General features: G+C 59.8%; 19 protein-coding genes. 18 read left to right on the forward strand and 1 reads right to left on the reverse strand.

The annotated features are described in order from the left end of the window. Window positions 1-99: 99 nt before the first annotated feature. The 12 genes from fabZ (at window position 100) to ispD (ending at window position 14587) form a co-directional block, all read left to right on the forward strand. Window positions 100-540 (forward strand): 3-hydroxyacyl-ACP dehydratase FabZ, encoded by a 441-nt coding sequence (fabZ, locus tag KSS91_RS06360; RefSeq protein ID WP_007978374.1) that lies wholly within the window; start codon window positions 100-102, stop codon window positions 538-540. After that, complete coding sequence (gene lpxA, locus KSS91_RS06365) at window positions 537-1313, forward strand: acyl-ACP--UDP-N-acetylglucosamine O-acyltransferase (protein ID WP_007978373.1); 777 nt, start codon at window positions 537-539, stop codon at window positions 1311-1313. The genes fabZ and lpxA overlap by 4 nt, the downstream gene beginning before the upstream one ends. A gap of 2 nt (window positions 1314-1315) precedes the next feature. After that, window positions 1316-2446, forward strand: coding sequence for a lipid-A-disaccharide synthase (gene lpxB / locus KSS91_RS06370; protein WP_217837375.1), 1131 nt, complete (start codon window positions 1316-1318; stop codon window positions 2444-2446). Between the two features lie 11 nt (window positions 2447-2457). Continuing rightward, window positions 2458-3084, forward strand: coding sequence for a ribonuclease HII (rnhB, locus tag KSS91_RS06375; protein WP_007978371.1), 627 nt, complete (start codon window positions 2458-2460; stop codon window positions 3082-3084). Between the two features lie 77 nt (window positions 3085-3161). Further along, window positions 3162-6683, forward strand: coding sequence for a DNA polymerase III subunit alpha (dnaE, locus tag KSS91_RS06380; protein ID WP_015093771.1), 3522 nt, complete (start codon window positions 3162-3164; stop codon window positions 6681-6683). A 139-nt stretch (window positions 6684-6822) separates the two neighbouring features. Beyond that, a complete protein-coding gene (locus tag KSS91_RS06385) occupies window positions 6823-7770 on the forward strand; it encodes an acetyl-CoA carboxylase carboxyltransferase subunit alpha (protein WP_007978369.1) in 948 nt (315 codons plus the stop codon). Window positions 7771-7903: 133 nt separating this feature from the next. After that, complete coding sequence (gene tilS, locus KSS91_RS06390) at window positions 7904-9232, forward strand: tRNA lysidine(34) synthetase TilS (protein WP_217837376.1); 1329 nt, start codon at window positions 7904-7906, stop codon at window positions 9230-9232. Window positions 9233-9506: 274 nt separating this feature from the next. Continuing rightward, window positions 9507-11138 carry a CTP synthase gene (gene pyrG / locus KSS91_RS06395; protein ID WP_007970707.1) on the forward strand — a complete coding sequence of 544 codons (1632 nt, stop codon included), beginning with the start codon at window positions 9507-9509 and terminating at the stop codon, window positions 11136-11138. Window positions 11139-11143: 5 nt separating this feature from the next. Next, the gene (gene kdsA, locus KSS91_RS06400) at window positions 11144-11989 is read left to right on the forward strand and encodes a 3-deoxy-8-phosphooctulonate synthase (protein WP_015093773.1); all 846 of its coding nucleotides are present in this window, start codon (window positions 11144-11146) and stop codon (window positions 11987-11989) included. Window positions 11990-12145: 156 nt separating this feature from the next. Next, window positions 12146-13435 (forward strand): phosphopyruvate hydratase, encoded by a 1290-nt coding sequence (gene eno, locus KSS91_RS06405; protein WP_015093774.1) that lies wholly within the window; start codon window positions 12146-12148, stop codon window positions 13433-13435. Between the two features lie 169 nt (window positions 13436-13604). Next, a complete protein-coding gene (gene ftsB, locus KSS91_RS06410; RefSeq protein WP_007970710.1) occupies window positions 13605-13883 on the forward strand; it encodes a cell division protein FtsB in 279 nt (92 codons plus the stop codon). Beyond that, a complete protein-coding gene (gene ispD / locus KSS91_RS06415; RefSeq protein ID WP_217837377.1) occupies window positions 13880-14587 on the forward strand; it encodes a 2-C-methyl-D-erythritol 4-phosphate cytidylyltransferase in 708 nt (235 codons plus the stop codon). The genes ftsB and ispD overlap by 4 nt, the downstream gene beginning before the upstream one ends. A gap of 176 nt (window positions 14588-14763) precedes the next feature. Here the strand turns inward: ispD and KSS91_RS06420 are convergent, their stop codons facing one another. Beyond that, on the reverse strand, window positions 14764-15660 hold the full coding sequence (locus tag KSS91_RS06420; RefSeq protein WP_015093776.1) for a LysR family transcriptional regulator: 897 nt from the start codon (window positions 15658-15660) through the stop codon (window positions 14764-14766). A 107-nt stretch (window positions 15661-15767) separates the two neighbouring features. Between KSS91_RS06420 and KSS91_RS06425 the strand changes: the two genes are divergently transcribed. The 6 genes from KSS91_RS06425 to KSS91_RS06450 are packed head-to-tail and all read left to right on the forward strand — an operon-like array spanning window position 15768 to window position 20721. Further along, window positions 15768-16880: an S-(hydroxymethyl)glutathione dehydrogenase/class III alcohol dehydrogenase gene (locus KSS91_RS06425; protein WP_217837378.1), complete on the forward strand. Its 1113-nt coding sequence runs from the start codon at window positions 15768-15770 to the stop codon at window positions 16878-16880. Window positions 16881-16888: 8 nt separating this feature from the next. Next, window positions 16889-17734, forward strand: a complete 846-nt coding sequence (fghA, locus tag KSS91_RS06430; RefSeq protein ID WP_095965047.1) for an S-formylglutathione hydrolase — start codon at window positions 16889-16891, stop codon at window positions 17732-17734. A gap of 44 nt (window positions 17735-17778) precedes the next feature. Then, window positions 17779-18252 carry a 2-C-methyl-D-erythritol 2,4-cyclodiphosphate synthase gene (gene ispF / locus KSS91_RS06435; RefSeq protein ID WP_007970721.1) on the forward strand — a complete coding sequence of 158 codons (474 nt, stop codon included), beginning with the start codon at window positions 17779-17781 and terminating at the stop codon, window positions 18250-18252. Beyond that, the gene (gene truD / locus KSS91_RS06440) at window positions 18249-19307 is read left to right on the forward strand and encodes a tRNA pseudouridine(13) synthase TruD (protein WP_217837379.1); all 1059 of its coding nucleotides are present in this window, start codon (window positions 18249-18251) and stop codon (window positions 19305-19307) included. Before ispF ends, truD begins: the two co-directional genes overlap by 4 nt. Continuing rightward, the gene (surE, locus tag KSS91_RS06445; protein ID WP_015093781.1) at window positions 19295-20044 is read left to right on the forward strand and encodes a 5'/3'-nucleotidase SurE; all 750 of its coding nucleotides are present in this window, start codon (window positions 19295-19297) and stop codon (window positions 20042-20044) included. The genes truD and surE overlap by 13 nt, the downstream gene beginning before the upstream one ends. A gap of 41 nt (window positions 20045-20085) precedes the next feature. Beyond that, window positions 20086-20721, forward strand: a complete 636-nt coding sequence (locus KSS91_RS06450) for a protein-L-isoaspartate(D-aspartate) O-methyltransferase (protein WP_172435346.1) — start codon at window positions 20086-20088, stop codon at window positions 20719-20721. Window positions 20722-20807 lie beyond the last annotated feature (86 nt).

A 20807-nucleotide genomic window follows, 5' to 3' on the forward strand; every position in this document is an offset into this window, starting at 1 on the left:
ATATCAAGTGTGCACAGCCGCTAGACTTGCATCTTTGATTTGCTAGCGGAACGTGCGTCAGTCGCGCGTTCCCAATCTTTACATAGGCTTCCCCCCGAAATGATGGACATCAACGAGATTCGCGAATACCTGCCTCACCGTTACCCGTTCCTGCTGGTGGACCGGGTAGTGGAGCTGGATGTTGAAGGCAAGCGCATTCGCGCCTACAAGAATGTCAGCATCAACGAGCCGTTCTTCAATGGTCACTTCCCCGCGCATCCAATCATGCCGGGCGTATTGATCATCGAAGCCATGGCTCAGGCTGCCGGGATCCTTGGTTTCAAGATGCTCGACGTGAAACCGGCCGACGGCACCCTCTATTACTTCGTCGGTTCCGACAAGCTGCGCTTCCGCCAGCCGGTTCTGCCAGGCGATCAGTTGATCCTTGAAGCCAAGTTCATCAGCTGCAAGCGTCAGATCTGGAAATTCGAATGCCAGGCTTCGGTCGATGGCAAGCCGGTCTGCTCCGCTGAAATCATCTGCGCGGAACGCAAACTATGAGTTTGATTGACCCTCGTGCAATCATCGATCCGACAGCCATCCTGGCTGACGGTGTCGAGGTCGGCCCGTGGTCGATCGTCGGCGCAGGTGTGGAAATCGGCGAGGGGACAGTCATCGGGCCGCACGTGATCCTCAAGGGCCCGACCCGAATCGGCAAGCACAATCGCATCTACCAGTTTTCCTCGGTGGGTGAAGACACGCCTGACCTGAAGTACAAGGGCGAGGAAACCCGCCTGGTGATTGGCGATCACAACGTCATCCGTGAAGGCGTGACGATCCACCGTGGCACCATCCAGGATCGTTCGGAAACGACCCTGGGCGATCACAACCTGATCATGGCCTATGCCCACATCGGCCACGACAGCGTGATTGGCAACCACTGCATCCTGGTGAACAACACCGCACTGGCGGGCCATGTGCATGTGGAAGACTGGGCGATCCTCTCCGGATTTACCCTGGTTCACCAGTATTGCCACATTGGCGCCCACAGTTTTTCCGGCATGGGTACGGCGATCGGCAAGGATGTTCCAGCCTACGTCACGGTGTTCGGCAACCCTGCCGAAGCCCGCAGCATGAACTTCGAGGGCATGCGCCGTCGGGGTTTCAGCGAAGATGCGATCCACGCTCTGCGTCGTGCCTACAAGGTGGTGTACCGCCAGGGCCTGACCGTGGAGCAGGCGCTTGCCGAACTGGCAGAGCCGTCCGCCCAGTATCCGGAAGTGGCGGTGTTCCGTGACTCCATCCAGTCTTCGACCCGCGGCATTACCCGCTAACCATGGCCAATCTGCGTATTGCGCTGGTAGCGGGTGAGGCTTCCGGTGACATTCTGGGTGCGGGCCTCATGCGCGCGCTCAAGGCTCGCCACCCGGCGATCGAGTTCATCGGTGTCGGTGGTCCGTTGATGCAGGCTGAAGGCCTGACCTCGTATTTCCCGATGGAACGTTTGTCCGTCATGGGCCTGGTGGAAGTGCTGGGCCGGTTGCGCGAGTTGCTGGCGCGGCGCAAGAAGCTGGTCGCCGACCTGATCGCCGCGAAACCCGATGTGTTCATCGGTATCGATGCGCCGGACTTCAACCTCAATATCGAACTCAAACTGCGTCAGGCCGGTATCAAGACCGTGCATTACGTCAGTCCGTCGGTGTGGGCCTGGCGGCAGAAGCGCGTGCTGAAGATTCGCGAAGGCTGCGACCTGATGCTCACGCTGTTCCCGTTCGAAGCCAGGTTCTATGAAGAGAAAGGCGTGCCGGTGCGGTTTGTCGGTCATACCTTGGCCGATGCCATTCCACTCGAAGCCGATCGCGCGGCTGCGCGGGCCCAGCTCGGTTTGCCTGACGGGCCGCTGGTGGCGTTGATGCCAGGCAGCCGTGGCGGTGAAGTTGGCCGGCTAGGTGCGTTGTTTCTCGATACCGCGCAGCGCTTGCGGGCGTTGCGCCCGGGTGTGCGGTTTGTCATGCCTTGCGCCAGTGCACAACGTCGCGCACAGCTTGAAGAGCTGTTGGCTGGTCGCGATCTGCCGCTGACGCTGCTCGACGGACAGTCGCATCTGGCCCTGGCAGCGTGCGATGCGGTGTTGATTGCCTCCGGTACCGCGACGCTTGAAGCATTGCTGTACAAGCGGCCGATGGTGGTCGCCTATCGCCTGGCGCCGCTGACGTTCTGGATTCTCAAGCGCATGGTGAAAAGCCCCTACATTTCGTTGCCGAACCTGTTGGCACAGCGTCTGTTGGTGCCCGAGTTGTTGCAGGACGATGCCACGGTGGAAGCACTGGCCCAGACCTTGTCACCCTTGATCGAGGGTGGGGAAGAGCAGACCCGTGGTTTTGATGAAATTCACCGGACCCTGCGTCTGGATGCCTCCAACCAGGCGGCGGACGCCGTGCTGAACCTGATCGGCCAAGTAGAATGAGTAAAACGAACATGCAGATGGGGCTGGACTTTACCTTGGTCGCTGAAGTCGAAGAGTTGGTTGCCGGCGTCGATGAAGTCGGTCGCGGCCCGCTCTGTGGCGCGGTAGTGACGGCGGCGGTGATTCTTGATCCGAACCGCCCGATTCTCGGCCTGAACGACTCGAAGAAACTCACCGAGGCCCGTCGCGAAAAGCTCTACGACGAAATCTGCGAAAAAGCCCTGAGCTGGTGCATCGCTCGCGCCGAAGTCGAAGAAATCGACGAACTGAATATCCTGCACGCCACCATGCTCGCCATGCAGCGCGCCGTCGCCGGGCTGCATATTCAGCCGAAACTGGCGATGATCGACGGCAACCGCTGCCCGAAACTGCCGATGCGTTCCGAAGCCGTGGTCAAAGGCGATAGCAAGGTTCCCGCCATTGCCGCTGCTTCGATTCTGGCCAAGGTCAGTCGCGACCGGGAAATGGCCGCGTTCGAGTTGATCTACCCGGGTTACGGCATCGGCGGGCATAAAGGCTACCCGACGCCCGTTCATCTGGAGGCGCTCGCCCGTCTTGGCCCGACCCCGATTCACCGGCGTTCGTTTGCCCCGGTGCGGCTGGCGTATGAGGCACGGGAAAGTCTCATCGAGAGTTAGTCGCAAGGCTGATTTTTTTTACCAAGGCCCGGTACAATCCGGGCCTTGTTGTTTTCATGACTTAACGCAGGATCACTATGCCGGCTTCATTCGTTCACCTACGCCTGCACACTGAATACTCCCTGGTCGACGGTCTGGTGCGGATCAAGCCGCTGGTCAAGACCCTGGTCGGCATGAACATGCCTGCCGTGGCGGTCACCGACCAGAACAACATGTGTTCCCTGGTCAAATTCTATAAAAACGCCATGGGTGCCGGGATCAAGCCGATCTGCGGCGCCGACCTGTGGCTGTCGAACAAGGATCCGGACAACCCGCTGAGCCGGATCAGCCTGCTGGTGATGAACGCTGAAGGCTATCGCAACCTCACCGAACTGATTTCCCGCGGCTTTATCGAAGGTCAGCGCAATGGCGCAATCATCATCGAGCGCGAATGGGTCGCTGAAGCCAGCGCCGGCTTGATCATGTTGTCGGCGGCCAAAGAGGGCGAGATCGGCCAGGCCATGCTCAGCGGCAACCACGCGGAGGCCGAAACCCTGGCCCGCGAATGGATGGACGTTTTTCCGGATCGTTTCTACCTGGAGATCCAGCGCACCAATCGCCCCAACGATGAAGAACAACTGCACGGCGCCGTGGCCCTGGCCGAGAAGCTCGGTGCGCCGCTGGTGGCGACCAACGACGTGCGTTTCATCAAGCAGGAAGACTTCGCCGCCCACGAAACCCGCGTCTGCATCGGTGAGGGCCGTGCCCTCGACGATCCGCGGCGTTCGAAGAATTACAGCGATCAGCAGTACCTCAAAAGCGCCGAGGAAATGGCCGAGCTGTTCAGCGACATTCCCGAGGCGCTGGAAAACACCGTCGAGATCGCCAAGCGTTGCAACATCGAAGTGAAGCTGGGTACGCACTTCCTGCCCAACTTCCCGATCCCCGATGGCATGACCATCGACGAGTACTTCCGCAAGGTGTCCTTCGATGGCCTGGAAGAGCGCCTTGCCGTCCTGCTGCCCAAGGACACCACCGAAGACTATGAAGCCAAGCGTCAGGTCTATGTCGACCGGCTGAATTTCGAGCTGGATATCATTATCCAGATGGGCTTCCCCGGTTACTTCCTGATCGTGATGGACTTTATCCAGTGGGCCAAGAACAACGGCGTACCGGTAGGTCCTGGCCGTGGGTCGGGTGCCGGATCGCTGGTGGCCTATGTACAGAAGATCACCGACCTCGACCCGCTGGAATATGACCTGCTGTTCGAGCGTTTCCTCAATCCGGAACGGGTATCGATGCCCGACTTCGACGTCGACTTCTGCATGGACGGTCGCGATCGGGTGATCGACTACGTGGCCGAGAAATACGGCCGCAACGCGGTAAGCCAGATCATCACTTTTGGTTCCATGGCCGCCAAGGCTGTGGTCCGCGACGTGGCGCGGGTGCAGGGCAAGTCCTATGGCCTGGCGGACCGTCTGTCGAAGATGATCCCGTTTGAAGTCGGCATGACCCTGGAAAAGGCCTACGAACAGGAAGAGATCCTGCGCGACTTCATCAAGGTCGATGAAGAAGCCGCGGAAATCTGGGAGATGGCCCGCAAGCTCGAAGGCGTTGTGCGTAACGTCGGCAAGCACGCCGGTGGTGTGGTGATCGCCCCGACCAAACTGACCGACTTCTCGCCGATCTACTGCGACGAAGCGGGCGATGGCCTGGTAACCCAGTTCGACAAGGACGACGTTGAAGCGGCCGGCCTGGTGAAGTTCGACTTCCTCGGTTTGCGGACCCTGACGATCATCGATTGGGCGCTGAAAACCATCAACCGCGACCGCGCCAAGGTCAACGAGCCGCCGCTGGATATCGCGTTCATTCCGCTGGACGACAAACCGACCTACACCTTGCTGCAAAAAGCCGAAACCACGGCGGTGTTCCAGCTTGAATCCCGGGGCATGAAAGAGCTGATCAAAAAGCTCAAGCCCGACTGCCTGGAAGACTTGATCGCACTGGTGGCCCTGTTCCGTCCGGGTCCGCTGCAATCGGGCATGGTGGACGACTTCATCAACCGCAAGCACGGTCGCGCCGAGCTGGCGTATCCGCACTCGGACTACCAGTACGAAGGCCTCAAGCCCGTACTGGCACCGACCTACGGCATCATCCTGTATCAGGAACAGGTGATGCAGATTGCCCAGGTCATGGCCGGTTACACCCTCGGTGGTGCGGACATGCTGCGTCGCGCCATGGGTAAGAAAAAACCCGAGGAAATGGCCAAGCAGCGCGGCGGTTTCATTGAAGGTTGCGCCACCAACAATATCGACGCGGACCTGGCCGGTAACATTTTCGACCTGGTGGAAAAGTTCGCCGGTTACGGCTTCAACAAGTCCCACTCCGCCGCCTATGGCCTGGTGTCGTACCAGACCGCGTGGCTGAAGGCGCACTACCCGGCGCCGTTCATGGCCGCGGTACTCTCGGCGGACATGCACAACACCGACAAGGTCGTGACCTTGATCGAAGAAGTGCGGACCATGAAGTTGCGTCTCGACGCACCGGACGTAAATACCTCCGAATTCAAGTTCACGGTGAACGACGAAGGCCGGATCATCTACGGCCTGGGGGCCATCAAGGGCGTGGGTGAGGGGCCGGTCGAGGCGATCACCGAAGCGCGTCTGGCGGGCCCGTTCAAGGATCTGTTCGATTTCTGTGCCCGGGTCGACCTCAAGCGCATCAACAAGCGCACCCTCGATGGTTTGATCCGCAGCGGTGCCCTGGATCGCCTCGGGCCGTACTTCCACGATGAGCAGAAAGCCTACCAGGCCAACATCGACCGCAATCGCGCGGTGTTGCTGACGGCCATGGAAGAAGCGATAAAGGCGGCCGAACAGACCGCGCGGACCCAGGACAGCGGTCACTCCGACCTGTTCGGCGGTCTGTTTGTCGAAGAAGACGCCGACGTCTACGCCAATCACCGCAAGGCCAAGGAACTGACCCTCAAGGAGCGTCTCAAAGGCGAGAAAGATACCCTCGGCCTGTATCTGACCGGTCACCCGATTGACGAATATGAAGGTGAAATCCGTCGCTTTGCCCGCCAGCGCATCATCGATCTGAAACCTGCGCGTGATACCCAGACCGTTGCCGGGATGATCATCGCCTTGCGGGTGATGAAGAACAAAAAGGGCGACAAGATGGGGTTCATCACCCTCGACGACCGTTCCGGACGGATCGAGGCCTCGCTGTTTTCCGAGGCGTTCCATTCGGCGCAATCATTGTTGCAGACCGACGCGATGGTGGTGGTCGAAGGCGAGGTCAGCAACGACGACTTCTCCGGAGGCCTGAAATTGCGGGTCAAGCGGGTGATGAGCATGGAAGATGCGCGCACCAACCTGGCCGAAAGCCTGCGCCTGAAGTTGCATGCCAAGGATCTCAAGGGCGATCAGCTACGCTGGTTGGGCGAACTGTTGAAGCGTCACCGCGGTGCATGTCCGATCACCATGGACTACACCAGCCCTGATGCGAAGGCCTTGTTGCAGTTCGGCGAGGGCTGGCGGATCGATCCGGCGGATGCGTTGATTCAAGCCCTGCGTGACCAGTTCGGGCGAGACAACGTCTTCCTCCAATACCGTTGACGGTCAGTGCTATCAGATTGCCCTGACCCAGACCTGAATTTTTAATCTCGACCTCAACGCGCCTGTCCCTTAAGGTAGGGCGCGAATAGACAACCGGCCGGCCCAAGATCCCTTGGGACTCGACCCAAGACGGACGCCTATGAACCCGAATTTTCTAGATTTCGAACAGCCGATCGCCGACCTGCAAGCCAAGATCGAAGAGTTGCGCTTGGTCGGTAATGACAATTCGCTGAATATCGGCGATGAGATCTCCCGCCTGCAGGACAAGAGCAAAACGCTGACCGAAGACATTTTCGGCAAGCTGACCAGCTGGCAGATCGCACGCCTGGCGCGTCACCCGAAACGTCCGTATACCCTGGACTACATCGAACACATCTTCACCGAGTTCGACGAACTGCACGGTGATCGTCACTTCTCCGACGACGCGGCCATCGTTGGCGGCATCGCCCGTCTGGACGACAAGCCGGTCATGGTCATCGGCCACCAGAAGGGCCGTGAAGTGCGCGAGAAGGTTCGCCGCAATTTCGGCATGCCGCGTCCGGAAGGCTATCGCAAGGCTTGCCGCCTGATGGAAATGGCCGAGCGTTTCAAGATGCCGATCCTGACCTTCATCGATACCCCGGGCGCCTACCCTGGCATCGACGCTGAAGAGCGCAACCAGAGCGAAGCGATTGCCTGGAACCTGCGGGTCATGGCGCGCCTGAAAACCCCAATCATCGCCACCGTGATCGGTGAGGGTGGTTCCGGTGGTGCACTGGCAATTGGTGTCTGCGACCAGTTGAACATGCTGCAATACTCGACTTACGCGGTGATTTCGCCGGAAGGTTGCGCTTCGATTCTGTGGAAAACCGCCGAGAAGGCACCGGATGCCGCAGAAGCGATGGGCATCACCGCCGAGCGCCTAAAAGGCCTGGGCATCGTGGACAAGGTGATTGGCGAGCCATTGGGCGGCGCGCACCGTGATCCGGCTGCTGCCGCTGCATCGATCCGCGCCGAGCTGAGCTCGCAACTGGCGATGCTGAAGAAGTTCGACAACGACGCGCTGCTCAAGCGCCGTTACGATCGTCTGATGAGCTACGGTCTCTAAGCCGAACACGCAGTGCCCATGTGGGAGCGAGCTTGCTCGCGATGAGGGTGTAACAGTCGACGAATGTGTTGAATGTTAGGCCGCTATCGCGAGCAAGCTCGCTCCCACATTTGATTTGTGCATAGAGGCAGATATGAGTCAGTCCGCGATTGATTTGCCTTCCAGGCTTTTGCTGAATCTGAAACCGTGGCGTAACGCTCCGGCTTGGCACATCGCCTTCTCCGGCGGCCTGGACTCCACCGTCCTGCTGCACCTCCTTGCACATCTCGCAAAAACCGAATCCCTGCCGGCGCTGTGCGCCATCCATGTTCATCACGGCCTTCAAGCTGTGGCCGATGCCTGGCCGGAACATTGTCGTTCTGTGTGCGCTACGCTGGGCGTCCCGTTGCAGATCGTTCGGGTGCAGGTGCAGCCCGGTGCCAGTCTGGAGCGTGCGGCGCGGGACGCGCGTTATCACGCGTTCACCGAAGTGATACTGCCCGAGGAGGTCCTGCTGACAGCCCAGCACCGCGACGATCAGGCGGAAACCTTGTTGTTCCGTATGTTGCGTGGGGCCGGCGTGCGCGGGCTGTCGGGTATGCCGCGTCAGCGCTCGTTGGGCAAGGGCCATCTGCTGAGGCCATTGCTCGACGTCACGCGGGCTGAACTGGAGGCCTATGCCAACGAGCATGGCTTGAGCTGGATCGAAGACCCTTCAAACGAAGATCGGCAGTACTCGCGCAACTACCTGCGGCATCAAGTCTTCCCCGCATTGACCCGGCGCTGGCCACAAGCGGTGGCAACCATGGCCCGCAGCGCGGCGCATCTGACCGAGGCGCAGGGGTTGCTCGAAGAGCTGGCAGACATGGATTTGCGTAACGCCAACTCTGTCAGTGAATTCGCCTGGCTGGGCTTGCGATCCCTTGAACTGGCGTCGCTTGCGCAACTCTCCGACGCCCGGCAGCGCAATGCCTTGAGTCATTGGCTCGAACCGCTGACCCGCCTGCCGGACACTGACCATTGGTCGGGCTGGCAGGATTTGCGCGACGCCAGCGGCGATGCCTGCCCGGTGTGGCGGCTGGCCGATGGCGAGCTGCATCGGGCTGGCGGGCGGATCTGGTGGTTGTCCGGCCGCTGGTTGCGCCCTCTGCCTGTCGCCGGAGCGTGGCAGGACCCGCGTTCACCGCTGGTAACTCCGGACAACGGCACGCTGTCGCTCACCGGACAAATCCCCGATGGCCCGTTACAGATCCGCTATCGTGAAGGGGGAGAGGTCATGGCTTTGCCAGGCCGCGGCCATCGGGACCTGAAACGTTTGCTCAATGAAAGCGCTGTACCGTCCTTCGTGCGCGGCAGATTGCCGCTGCTCTACAAAGACGGGCAATTGCTGGCGGTAGCGAACCTCAATGGGCTCGATGGCGGTGCGATCGGTAACTGGCATTTGCATTGGCAGCCACAGAACGAAGATCAAGGTTTGAGCTGAAAGGGGCTTTCCGGTAGACTACGCTCCCTTCTTGATACAACTTCTGTGGATTCGCCTGAATTGCAGGAGTTGCCGATTACCAAGCAGTCTTTGCTGGGCGATTCCAAAAAATGTGTAGCGAGCAACGAACCGGTGATTCATTTCCCGGTCTGTCCCAACGCGGCGGTTTTTTTGAAAGGTGCACTGTGATTAATGCAGGTGATCGGGGGCTTCGGCCTTCCTTCGCTTTCCCCGGCGGCTCGGACCGCTTTAACGCAGACTTCTAGGGTTTTTCATGACGCGCTACATATTCGTCACGGGCGGTGTTGTTTCTTCATTGGGGAAAGGCATTGCATCGGCATCATTGGCGGCCATCCTGGAGGCGCGGGGACTTAAGGTCACCATGCTGAAGCTGGACCCGTACATCAACGTCGACCCGGGCACCATGAGCCCGTTCCAGCACGGTGAAGTGTTCGTCACCCACGACGGCGCCGAGACCGACCTGGACCTGGGCCACTACGAGCGGTTCATCCGCACGACCATGACCCAGAACAACAACTTCACCACCGGCCGTGTCTACGAACACGTGCTGCGCAAAGAACGCCGTGGTGACTACCTGGGTGCAACCATCCAGGTGATTCCGCACATCACCGACGAAATCAAGCGCCGCATCATCAAGGGTGCCGGCGACGCTGACGTGGCCATGGTCGAGATCGGTGGCACCGTGGGTGACATCGAGTCGCAACCGTTCCTCGAGGCGATCCGCCAACTGCGTTTCGAAGTCGGCGCCAAGCGCGCGATGCTGATGCACCTGACACTGGTGCCGTACATCGCCACTGCCGGTGAAACCAAGACCAAGCCAACCCAGCACTCGGTGAAGGAACTGCGTTCCATCGGCCTGCAACCAGACGTGCTGGTCTGCCGCTCCGACCACCCGATCGATGTGTCGTCGCGTCGCAAGATCGCGCAGTTCACCAACGTTGAAGAACGTGCGGTGATTGCGCTGGAAGACGCCGATACCATCTACAAGATCCCGGGTATCCTGCACTCTCAGGGCCTGGACGATTTCGTCGTCGAGCGCTTCGGCCTGCAATGCGGCGGTGCCGATCTGTCCGAGTGGGAAGCCGTGGTCGACGCCAAGCTCAACCCTGAGCACGAAGTCACCATCGCCATGGTCGGCAAGTACATGGAGCTGCTGGACGCCTACAAGTCGCTGATCGAAGCGATGAGTCACGCCGGCATCAGCAACCGTACCAAGGTCAACCTGCGCTACATCGATTCCGAAGACATCGAGAACCAGGGCACTGCGCTGCTGGAAGGCGTCGACGCGATCCTGGTGCCTGGCGGCTTCGGTCTGCGTGGCGTTGAAGGCAAGATCACTGCCGTTCAATACGCTCGCGAAAACAAGGTTCCATACCTGGGCATCTGTCTGGGCATGCAAGTGGCCGTAATCGAGTTCGCCCGTAACGTGATGGGCTGGAAAGACGCCAACTCCACCGAGTTCGATCGTGCAAGCGGCCACCCGGTCGTGGGCCTGATCACCGAGTGGGAAGATGCCACCGGCGCGGTCGAAACCCGTACCGAAGCTTCCGATCTGGGCGGCACCATGCGCCTGGGCGCGCAGGATTGCCTGCTGGAGCCAGGTTCCCTGGTTCATGGTTGCTACGGCAAGGACGTGATCGTCGAGCGTCACCGTCATCGCTACGAAGTGAACAACAACCTGCTGCCGCAAATCATGGAAGCCGGTTTGAAAATCTCCGGTCGTTCCGGGGATGGCGCACTGGTTGAAGTGGTTGAAGCACCGGATCATCCATGGTTCGTCGCTTGCCAGTTCCACCCTGAGTTCACCTCGACGCCACGCGACGGTCATCCGCTGTTCAGCGGTTTCGTCAAGGCCGCGTTGGCTCAACACCAGAAGAAGGCGTAACCCCGATGGCACAGAAGATCATCCGCGTCGGCGACATCGAGATTGCCAACGACAAACCCATGGTGCTGTTCGGCGGCATGAACGTGCTGGAAAGCCGTGACATGGCCATGCAGGTTTGCGAAGAGTATGTGAAGGTCACCGAAAAGCTCGGTATCCCTTACGTGTTCAAGGCCAGTTTCGACAAGGCCAACCGGTCTTCTGTGACCTCCTATCGTGGTCCTGGCCTGGAAGAAGGCATGCGTATCTTCCAGGACATCAAGCAAGCCTTCGGCGTGCCGATCATCACCGACGTCCACGAGCCTGACCAGGCCGCGGTCGTCGCTGAAGTCTGCGACATCATCCAGTTGCCGGCCTTCCTGTCGCGCCAGACCGACCTCGTGGTCGCGATGGCCAAAACGGGCGCCGTGATCAACATCAAGAAAGCCCAGTTCCTCGCCCCCCAGGAAATGAAGCACATCCTGAACAAGTGCGTGGAAGCGGGTAATGATCAGTTGATTCTCTGCGAGCGTGGTTCGAGCTTCGGCTACAACAACCTGGTCGTCGACATGCTCGGCTTCGGCATCATGAAGCAGTTCGAATATCCGGTGTTCTTCGACGTGACCCACGCGCTGCAAATGCCTGGCGGTCGCTCCGATTCCGCCGGCGGTCGTCGCGCCCAGGTCACCGACCTGGCGAAGGCCGGCATGAGCCAGTCGCTGGCCGGACTGTTCCTGGAAGCCCACCCGGATCCGGACAACGCCAAATGTGACGGTCCTTGCGCCTTGCGCCTGGACAAACTGGAGCCATTCCTGGCCCAGCTCAAAGCCCTGGACGAACTGGTGAAGAGTTTTCCGACGGTAGAAACCGCGTAATCCTCAATTCTCCGGTAAAGTACCGCACGATTTAACGCTCAGGCCCTCGAGCCTGAGCCTTTTCGTCTGCAAGACTGCCCGCTGCACCTCGCTTGCCGACGACCAAAGATTTCCTACAGCTGCGTCGTTTTCGTCAACTTTGGAGTGTTTACAACAATGGCTAAAATCGTCGACATCAAAGGTCGTGAAGTTCTCGACTCCCGTGGCAATCCCACCGTGGAAGCGGATGTGCTTCTCGATAACGGCATCATCGGCAGCGCCTGCGCGCCATCCGGTGCTTCCACTGGCTCGCGTGAAGCGCTCGAGCTGCGTGATGGCGACAAGAGCCGTTACCTGGGCAAGGGTGTTCTGAAGGCCGTAGCCAACATCAACGGTCCGATCAAAGACCTGTTGAAAGGCATGGACCCAAGCGACCAGAAAGCGCTCGATCTGGCAATGATCAAGCTCGACGGTACTGAAAACAAAGGTTCCCTGGGCGCCAACGCGATCCTCGCCGTTTCCCTGGCTGCAGCCAAGGCCGCAGCACAGGACCAGGACCTGCCGCTGTACGCTCACATCGCCAACCTGAACGGCACCCCGGGTGTCTACTCGATGCCGGTTCCGATGATGAACATCATCAACGGCGGCGAGCACGCCGATAACAACGTCGACATCCAGGAATTCATGGTTCAGCCGGTTGGCGCCAAGTCTTTCTCGGAAGGTCTGCGCATGGGCACCGAGATTTTCCACCACCTCAAAGCCGTACTGAAGGCCCGTGGCCTGAGCACTGCCGTCGGTGACGAAGGTGGTTTCGCGCCGAACCTGGCTTCCAACGAAGACGCTTTGAAAGTGATCTCCGAAGCCGTGGCCAATGCCGGTTACAAGCTGGGCACCGACGTGACCCTGGCCCTGGACTGCGCGGCCAGCGAATTCTACGAAGACGGCAAGTACAACCTGTCCGGCGAAGGCCAGGTGTTCACCGCCGAAGGTTTCGCTGACTACCTCAAAGGCCTGACCGAGCGTTACCCGATCATCTCCATCGAAGATGGCCTGGACGAGTCCGACTGGGCTGGCTGGAAGATCCTCACCGACAAGATCGGCGAGAAGACCCAACTGGTAGGCGACGACCTGTTCGTCACCAACACCAAGATCCTGAAAGAAGGCATCGACAAGAAGATCGCCAACTCGATCCTGATCAAGTTCAACCAGATCGGCACCCTGACCGAAACCCTGGAAGCCATCCAGATGGCCAAGGCTGCCGGTTACACCGCCGTGATCTCGCACCGCTCCGGCGAAACCGAAGATTCGACCATTGCCGACCTGGCAGTGGGTACCTCGGCTGGCCAGATCAAGACTGGCTCCCTGTGCCGTTCCGACCGCGTTTCCAAGTACAACCAACTGTTGCGTATCGAAGAACAGTTGAATGGCAAGGCCAAGTACAACGGTCGCGGCGAATTCCGCGGTTAAGCGGAAATTGGTAAAAAGACACCGGATTGTGTCGGAAAAATCGCTACAGCGATGTTTTTGCCACTAATCTGATGCCTTATAAGCACAAGCCTGGTTCTTCCAGGCTTCGTGCTATCAGAAGCTTCACGTTTGGCATGGCTGTCTTTTTTCACTGGATACCTGATATTCGATGCGCAGTCCCAATTGGTTGTTCCTCATTCTGCTTTTGTTGCTGGCTGGCTTGCAGTACCGCCTGTGGGTGGGAAACGGCAGTCTGGCGCAAGTGGCCGAGTTGACGCAGCAGATCGCGGATCAGCAAGCTGAGAACCAGGCATTGCTGGAGCGCAATCGGGTAATGGACGCCGAAGTCAGTGAGTTGAAAAAGGGTATGGAGACCGTTGAAGAGCGGGCTCGCCATGAGCTGGGCATGGTCAAGGACGGTGAAACCCTTTACCAGTTGGCGCAATGAGCCAGACGTTACCGGCCTTCTGGGCCGTGATTCCTGCCGCGGGCGTCGGTGCCCGTATGGCCGCGGACCGTCCCAAGCAATACTTGCAACTGGGCGGGCGCACTATTCTCGAACACAGCCTCGGCTGTTTCCTTGATCACCCGTGCCTGAAAGGCCTGGTGGTCAGTCTTGCTGTCGACGATCCTTATTGGCCGAGTCTGGCGTGTGCCAGTGACCCGCGTATTGCCCGGGTCGAGGGCGGTTCCGAACGTTCCGGATCGGTGCTCAATGCCTTGCTGCATTTGCACGCGCAGGGTGCCGATGATGAGGATTGGGTACTGGTTCACGATGCCGCACGACCTAACCTCAGTCGTGACGACCTGGACAAGTTGTTGGCTGAACTGGCTGACGACCCTGTCGGCGGACTGCTGGCGGTTCCGGCACGGGATACGCTCAAGCGGGTCGACAAGCACGGTCGTGTACTCGAAACCGTGGATCGCGGTGTGATCTGGCAGGCCTACACGCCGCAGATGTTTCGCCTTGGGGCATTGCATCGGGCGTTGGCTGACAGCCTGGTGGCGGATGCCGTTATTACCGACGAAGCATCGGCCATGGAGTGGGCCGGTTCGGCACCACGGCTGATCGAAGGGCGGTCCGATAACCTCAAGGTGACGCGTCCCGAAGATCTTGAATGGTTGAGGCAGCGTTGGGCCAATCGTCACTAAGTTGTGCGGCAATCAACTTTGAGACCGCGTCGCGCCTTTCGCGAGCAAGCCCGCTCCTACATTTGACCAATGTGCCCGCAATTTTTGTGAGCAAGACTGTTCCCCTGTGGGAGCGTACTTGCTCGCGAAAGCGCCGGTTCAGTCAGCCAATCTGTCACTGAGAAACACTGGTGGTTCTAACCCCGATACTCCGGCCGTTCGGCCAACCCTTCCTTCAGGTAGTCCACCAGTTTTCTTACCTTCGGCGACAAATGCCGTTGTTGTGGATAAAGCGCCCAAACCGCGGTGTTCGGTGGTTGATGCGCCTCCAACAACGAAATCAATGCGCCGCTCTTCAAATGCTCGAGCACGTAATAGTCCGGCAACTGACACAACCCCACGCCTTGTAGTGCCGCGTCCAGTACGGCTTGCCCACTATTGCAGCGCCAGTTTCCCTGGACTCGCTGGGAAAATTCCCGTCCGTTCTGCTCCAGTTGCCAGAGATCCGAACTGCCGATAAGGCAGTTGTGGCGACTGAGTTCCGACAGGCTGTGCGGCCGGCCGTAGCGCTCAATGTAGGAGGGTGATGCGCAGAGAAACATGCGCCGTGGCGCGAGGCGGGTGGCAACCAGCCGTGAATCCTGCAAGCGCCCGAGGCGGATCGCCAGATCGAGGCCATCATGTACCAGGTCGAGTTGCCGATTGGTCAATTCGATATCGATGCGCAGTTGCGGATACAGCCCCATGAAGCGGGTCACCAGCGGCACGATGAAGCGTTCACCGTAAGCCACGGCGCACGTCATGCGCAGCATGCCTTTGGGCTCGCTGGTCAAGTCACCCACCGCGCGCAGTGCCTCTTCGCGGCCGTCCTGCAAGCGTTGGCAATGCTGCAGGAAAGTTTGCCCGGCCTCGGTCAGCGCGACCCGGCGGGTACTGCGGTAGAGCAAACGGGTTTGCAGGCGCTCTTCGAGGCGTACGATTTGTCGACTGATATGGGAGGAAGAAACCCCCAGGCGCTCCGCCGCAGCGGTGAACTGGTTGCACTCGGCGACAGCGACAAACTCGTCGATCCCTTCCCAGCGGTTTTCGGACATCGATGATTATCCCTGTGTGGCAATAATATTTTGCATTTGCGTCGATTATTCATCGGTTGGCCATGTATTACACTCCTTGTCTCGTTTTTATTCACTGGAGAGTCATCATGATCAAGTCGCGCGCCGCCGTTGCCTTCGAGGCCAAGAAGCCCCTCGAAATCGTAGAAGTCGATGTCGCCATGCCCAAGGCCGGCGAAGTCTTGCTGCGCGTGGTGGCCTCCGGTGTCTGCCATACCGATGCCTACACCTTGTCCGGCGCTGATCCGGAAGGCATCTTCCCGTCGATCCTCGGTCACGAAGGCGGGGCGATCGTTGAAGCCGTCGGCGAGGGTGTGACCTCCGTGGCGGTAGGCGACCATGTGATCCCGCTGTACACCCCGGAATGCCGCCAGTGCAAATTCTGCCTGTCGGGCAAGACCAACCTCTGCCAGGCGATTCGCGCGACCCAGGGCAAAGGTTTGATGCCGGACGGCACTTCGCGTTTTTCCTACAAGGGCGAAACGATTTTCCACTACATGGGTACTTCGACCTTCTCCGAGTACACCGTGCTTCCGGAGATTTCCGTTGCGAAAATCGCCAAGGAAGCGCCACTGGAAAAAGTCTGCCTGCTGGGCTGCGGCGTCACTACCGGTATCGGCGCCGTGCTCAACACCGCCAAGGTAAAACCGGGTGATACCGTGGCCATTTTCGGCCTCGGCGGCATCGGTCTGTCGGCTGTGATTGGCGCGGTCAAAGCCAAGGCTGCCCGCATCATCGCCATCGACATCAACCCGGCGAAGTTCGAGATCGCCAAACAGCTGGGTGCAACCGATTGCGTGAACCCTAAAGACTTCGATCGTCCGATCCAGGAAGTCATCGTCGACATGACCGACGGTGGTGTCGACTTTTCCTTCGAGTGCATCGGCAATGTGCAACTGATGCGCGCGGCACTGGAGTGCTGCCACAAGGGTTGGGGCGAGTCGGTCATCATTGGTGTTGCCGCTGCTGGTCAGGAAATCTCCACCCGTCCGTTCCAGTTGGTCACCGGCCGCGTCTGGCGCGGTTCGGCGTTCGGCGGTGTGCGTGGCCGTACCGAGTTGCCAAGCTATGTGGAAATGGCCGAGACCGGTGAGATCCCGCTGGATACCTTCATCACCCACACCATGGGCCTGGAAGATATCAACAAGGCGTTTGACCTGATGCATGAAGGAGAAAGCATCCGCTCCGTCATTCATTTCTGAGGTCTGTCATGAGCCTGGAAAACATCTCCTGCCAGAAAAGCTTCGGTGGCTGGCACAAGCGCTATCGCCATCGCTCTGACGTGCTCGGCTGCGACATGGTGTTCGCCGTCTATCTGCCGCCGCAGGCGGAGCAGGGCGGCAAGCTGCCGGTGTTGTACTGGTTGTCCGGCCTGACCTGCACCGACGAGAACTTCATGCAGAAGGCCGGCGCCATGCGCATGGCCGCCGAGTTGGGGCTGATCATCGTCGCACCGGACACCAGCCCTCGCGGTCCTGATGTGCCGGGCGATCCGGATGGCGCCTGGGACTTCGGCCTCGGCGCCGGATTTTATCTGAATGCCACCCAGGAACCCTGGTCGCGACACTATCGGATGCATGACTACGTTGTGCAGGAATTGCCGACATTGGTTGAAGCCCATTTCCCGGCGTCGGACAAGCGCGGCATCAGTGGACATTCCATGGGCGGCCACGGCGCGCTGGTCTGTGCTTTGCGCAACCCGGGACGTTATCGTTCGGTATCGGCGTTCTCGCCCATCAACAATCCGATGGATTGCCCGTGGGGGCACAAAGCCTTCTCCCGCTACCTGGGAGAGGATCGTTCGAAATGGCGGGAATGGGATGCCTGCGCGTTGATCGCCGAGGCCGATGAAAAGCTGCCGCTGCTGGTCGACCAGGGTGATCGCGACGATTTCCTTGCCACTCAACTCAAGCCTGAAGCCTTGCAACAGGCGACCAAACTGGCCGGTCATCCGCTGACGTTGCGCCTGCAACCGGGCTATGACCACAGCTATTTCTTCATCGCCAGTTTCATCGATGAGCACTTGCGGCATCACGCGCATGCTCTGGTTGGCTAATGCAGGTAGAATCACGCCCTGACAAAAATCGGGGCGTTTTTTTTATGCGTATTGGCCACGGCTATGATGTGCACCGTTTCGCTGAAGGCGATTTCATCACTCTGGGCGGTGTGCGCATTGCACACAGCTTCGGGCTGCTCGCCCACTCAGACGGTGACGTCCTCCTGCACGCCTTGAGCGATGCCTTGCTTGGCGCCGCGGCGCTGGGCGACATCGGCAAGCATTTCCCGGATACCGACCCGCAATTCAAGGGCGCCGACAGCCGTGCGCTGTTGCGTCACGTCGTCGCACTGGTCCATGCCAAGGGCTGGAAAGTCGGCAATGTCGACAACACCATCGTCGCCCAGGCGCCGAAAATGGCCCCGCATATCGAATCGATGCGCGCGCTGATTGCCGCGGATCTTCAAGTAGAGTTGGATCAAGTGAACGTGAAAGCTACCACCACCGAAAAGCTCGGCTTTGTCGGTCGCGAAGAAGGCATTGCCGTGCACTCCGTTGCCTTGTTGCTGCGCGCATGAACGAACTGCAATTGCTCGGCCCTCGGGCTTACGGTGAGGCCCTCGGCACGGCGGTCCTCAAGGCGATCGCGGAAGACTTCCAGGTCGACGAAGTCCTCGACATTCCCCTCAGTGGCGAAGGTGAACACCTGTGGATCTGGGTGGAAAAGCGCGGCCTGAATACTGAAGAAGCGGCGCGACGGATTGCCAAGGCTGCGGGTGTGCCGTTGCGTACCGTCAGTTATGCCGGGCTCAAGGACCGTCAGGCGTTGACTCGCCAGTGGTTCAGCGTGCAGCTGCCGGGCAAGGCCGACCCTGATTTGACAGCCGCGGAAAACGATACGCTGAAGATCCTCAAGACCGCCCGCCACAAGCGCAAGCTGCAACGTGGCGCGCACTCGGCCAACGGCTTTACCTTGCGCCTGACGCAGTTCGCCGGTGACAAGGCTGCGCTTGAAGAGCGTCTGCAACTGATCGCCAAACAAGGCATCCCCAATTATTTCGGCGCCCAGCGTTTCGGCCATGACGGCGGTAACGTCGTCGATGCTCGCGCCTGGGCCGCGCGCAAGGCCCTGCCGGAGCAACGTAACGTACGCTCGCGGCTGCTCTCCACGGCGCGCAGTTTTCTGTTCAACCAGGTATTGGCTGCACGTGTCGCCGACGGCACCTGGCAGCGTGCCCAGGTGGGCGATCTGCTGGCATTTACCGACAGCCGCAGCTTTTTCCCGGCAGGTGAAGCCGAGTGCAGCGACCCGCGCCTGGCAATTCTCGATCTGCACCCGACCGGTCCGCAGTGGGGCGAAGGTGACTCGCCGGCCCTGGGGGTTGTCCATGAACTGGAGCAGGCCATCGCCGAACGCGAAGCGGATTTGCGTGATTGGCTGATCAACGCCGGTATGAGCCACGAACGTCGCATCCTGCGGCTGCCCATTGGCGGTTTGACGTGGCATTATCCCTCGCTGGACATTCTGCAACTGGAATTCGTCCTGCCGGCCGGATGCTTCGCCACCGTATTGGTGCGCGAGCTTGTTGATCTGGTGCCGGTGGGGCAGACGGACAGCCCATGCGTATTCTGATTTCTAACGACGATGGGGTAACAGCACCCGGTCTCGCCGCGCTTTATGCTGCGCTGGCGGATTACACCGAGTGCGTGGTTATCGCCCCGGACCAGGACAAGAGCGGCGCCAGCAGTTCGCTGACGCTCGACCGTCCGTTGCACCCGCAAACCCTGGCCAACGGCTTTATCAGCCTCAACGGCACGCCAACCGATTGTGTGCACCTGGGCCTCAACGGCCTGCTGGAGCGCGAAGCGGACATGGTGGTTTCCGGTATCAACCTGGGCGCGAACCTGGGGGACGATGTCCTGTATTCCGGCACGGTGGCGGCGGCCCTTGAGGGGCGTTTCCTGAAACACCCTTCGTTTGCCTTTTCGCTGGTCTCACGCCAGGTAGAGAACCTTCCCACAGCTGCCCATTTCGCGCGCAAACTGGTTGAAGCCCATGCTGACCTGGATCTGCCACCGCGTACGGTACTGAACGTGAACATTCCGAATTTGCCGCTCGATCGCATCCGCGGTATCCAGTTGACCCGCCTGGGCCATCGCGCCCGTGCCGCGGCACCGATTAAAGTGGTAGATCCGCGAGGCAAGTCCGGTTACTGGATCGCCGCGGCCGGGGATGCCGAGGACGGTGGACCGGGTACCGATTTCCATGCAGTGATGCAGGGTTACGTGTCGATCACGCCGCTGCAACTGGATCGCACCTTCAATGATGCCTTCAGAAGTCTGGACGGCTGGCTGGAGGGGTTGCGCTGATGGGCCGCGAACAAGACGATATGCTGCGTCGCGGCATCGGCATGACCTCCCAGCGAACCCGGGAGCGGCTCATCCAGCGCCTGTATGAAGAAGGCATCTCCAACGCCAGGGTGCTGGAGGTCATTCGCCGGACCCCGCGTCACCTGTTCGTCGATGAAGCGCTGGCGCACCGTGCCTATGAAGACACCGCGCTACCGATAGGTAATAACCAGACCATCTCCCAGCCTTATATGGTGGCGCGCATGAGCGAGCTGCTGCTGGAGGCCGGTCCCCTCGACAAGGTGCTGGAAATCGGCACCGGGTCGGGTTACCAGACGGCAGTGCTGTCGCAACTGGTCGAGCGTGTGTTCTCGGTCGAGCGCATCAAGGTTCTGCAGGATCGGGCAAAGGAACGCCTGGTCGAACTGAACCTGCGCAACGTGGTGTTTCGCTGGGGCGATGGTTGGGAAGGTTGGCCGGCACTGGCGCCGTATAACGGGATTATCGTCACCGCCGTGGCGACTGACGTGCCCCAGGCATTGCTTGACCAGTTGGCTCCGGGAGGCCGAATGGTGATCCCGGTCGGGGCCGGCGAAGTCCAGCAATTGATGCTGATCATCCGCGAGGAACAAGGTTTTTCCAGGCATGTTCTGGGGGCTGTGCGCTTCGTGCCATTGCTCAATGGGCCATTGGCCTGAGCATTTGTTTCGGCGCGCTGAATTCTCTTCGATTGCCTTTGTCTTACAGCGGCATCGATTGTTTCAACGGGATTCATCTTCAGGCA

This window comes from Pseudomonas azerbaijanorientalis, assembly GCF_019139795.1.
GTDB lineage: Bacteria > Pseudomonadota > Gammaproteobacteria > Pseudomonadales > Pseudomonadaceae > Aquipseudomonas > Aquipseudomonas laurylsulfatiphila.

Excerpts from the sequence above, each read along its gene's own strand:
- truD (WP_217837379.1), top strand. The coding sequence starts at position 18,249 with ATGAACGAACTGCAATTGCTCGGCCCTCGGGCTTACGGTGAGGCCCTC.
- KSS91_RS06420 (WP_015093776.1), bottom strand. The coding sequence starts at position 15,660 with ATGTCCGAAAACCGCTGGGAAGGGATCGACGAGTTTGTCGCTGTCGCC.
- KSS91_RS06385 (WP_007978369.1), top strand. The coding sequence starts at position 6,823 with ATGAACCCGAATTTTCTAGATTTCGAACAGCCGATCGCCGACCTGCAA.
- surE (WP_015093781.1), top strand. The coding sequence starts at position 19,295 with ATGCGTATTCTGATTTCTAACGACGATGGGGTAACAGCACCCGGTCTC.
- lpxB (WP_217837375.1), top strand. The coding sequence starts at position 1,316 with ATGGCCAATCTGCGTATTGCGCTGGTAGCGGGTGAGGCTTCCGGTGAC.
- ispD (WP_217837377.1), top strand. The coding sequence starts at position 13,880 with ATGAGCCAGACGTTACCGGCCTTCTGGGCCGTGATTCCTGCCGCGGGC.
- fghA (WP_095965047.1), top strand. The coding sequence starts at position 16,889 with ATGAGCCTGGAAAACATCTCCTGCCAGAAAAGCTTCGGTGGCTGGCAC.
- lpxA (WP_007978373.1), top strand. The coding sequence starts at position 537 with ATGAGTTTGATTGACCCTCGTGCAATCATCGATCCGACAGCCATCCTG.
- fabZ (WP_007978374.1), top strand. The coding sequence starts at position 100 with ATGATGGACATCAACGAGATTCGCGAATACCTGCCTCACCGTTACCCG.
- pyrG (WP_007970707.1), top strand. The coding sequence starts at position 9,507 with ATGACGCGCTACATATTCGTCACGGGCGGTGTTGTTTCTTCATTGGGG.
- rnhB (WP_007978371.1), top strand. The coding sequence starts at position 2,458 with ATGCAGATGGGGCTGGACTTTACCTTGGTCGCTGAAGTCGAAGAGTTG.
- dnaE (WP_015093771.1), top strand. The coding sequence starts at position 3,162 with ATGCCGGCTTCATTCGTTCACCTACGCCTGCACACTGAATACTCCCTG.
- ftsB (WP_007970710.1), top strand. The coding sequence starts at position 13,605 with ATGCGCAGTCCCAATTGGTTGTTCCTCATTCTGCTTTTGTTGCTGGCT.
- eno (WP_015093774.1), top strand. The coding sequence starts at position 12,146 with ATGGCTAAAATCGTCGACATCAAAGGTCGTGAAGTTCTCGACTCCCGT.
- kdsA (WP_015093773.1), top strand. The coding sequence starts at position 11,144 with ATGGCACAGAAGATCATCCGCGTCGGCGACATCGAGATTGCCAACGAC.
- tilS (WP_217837376.1), top strand. The coding sequence starts at position 7,904 with ATGAGTCAGTCCGCGATTGATTTGCCTTCCAGGCTTTTGCTGAATCTG.
- KSS91_RS06450 (WP_172435346.1), top strand. The coding sequence starts at position 20,086 with ATGACCTCCCAGCGAACCCGGGAGCGGCTCATCCAGCGCCTGTATGAA.
- ispF (WP_007970721.1), top strand. The coding sequence starts at position 17,779 with ATGCGTATTGGCCACGGCTATGATGTGCACCGTTTCGCTGAAGGCGAT.
- KSS91_RS06425 (WP_217837378.1), top strand. The coding sequence starts at position 15,768 with ATGATCAAGTCGCGCGCCGCCGTTGCCTTCGAGGCCAAGAAGCCCCTC.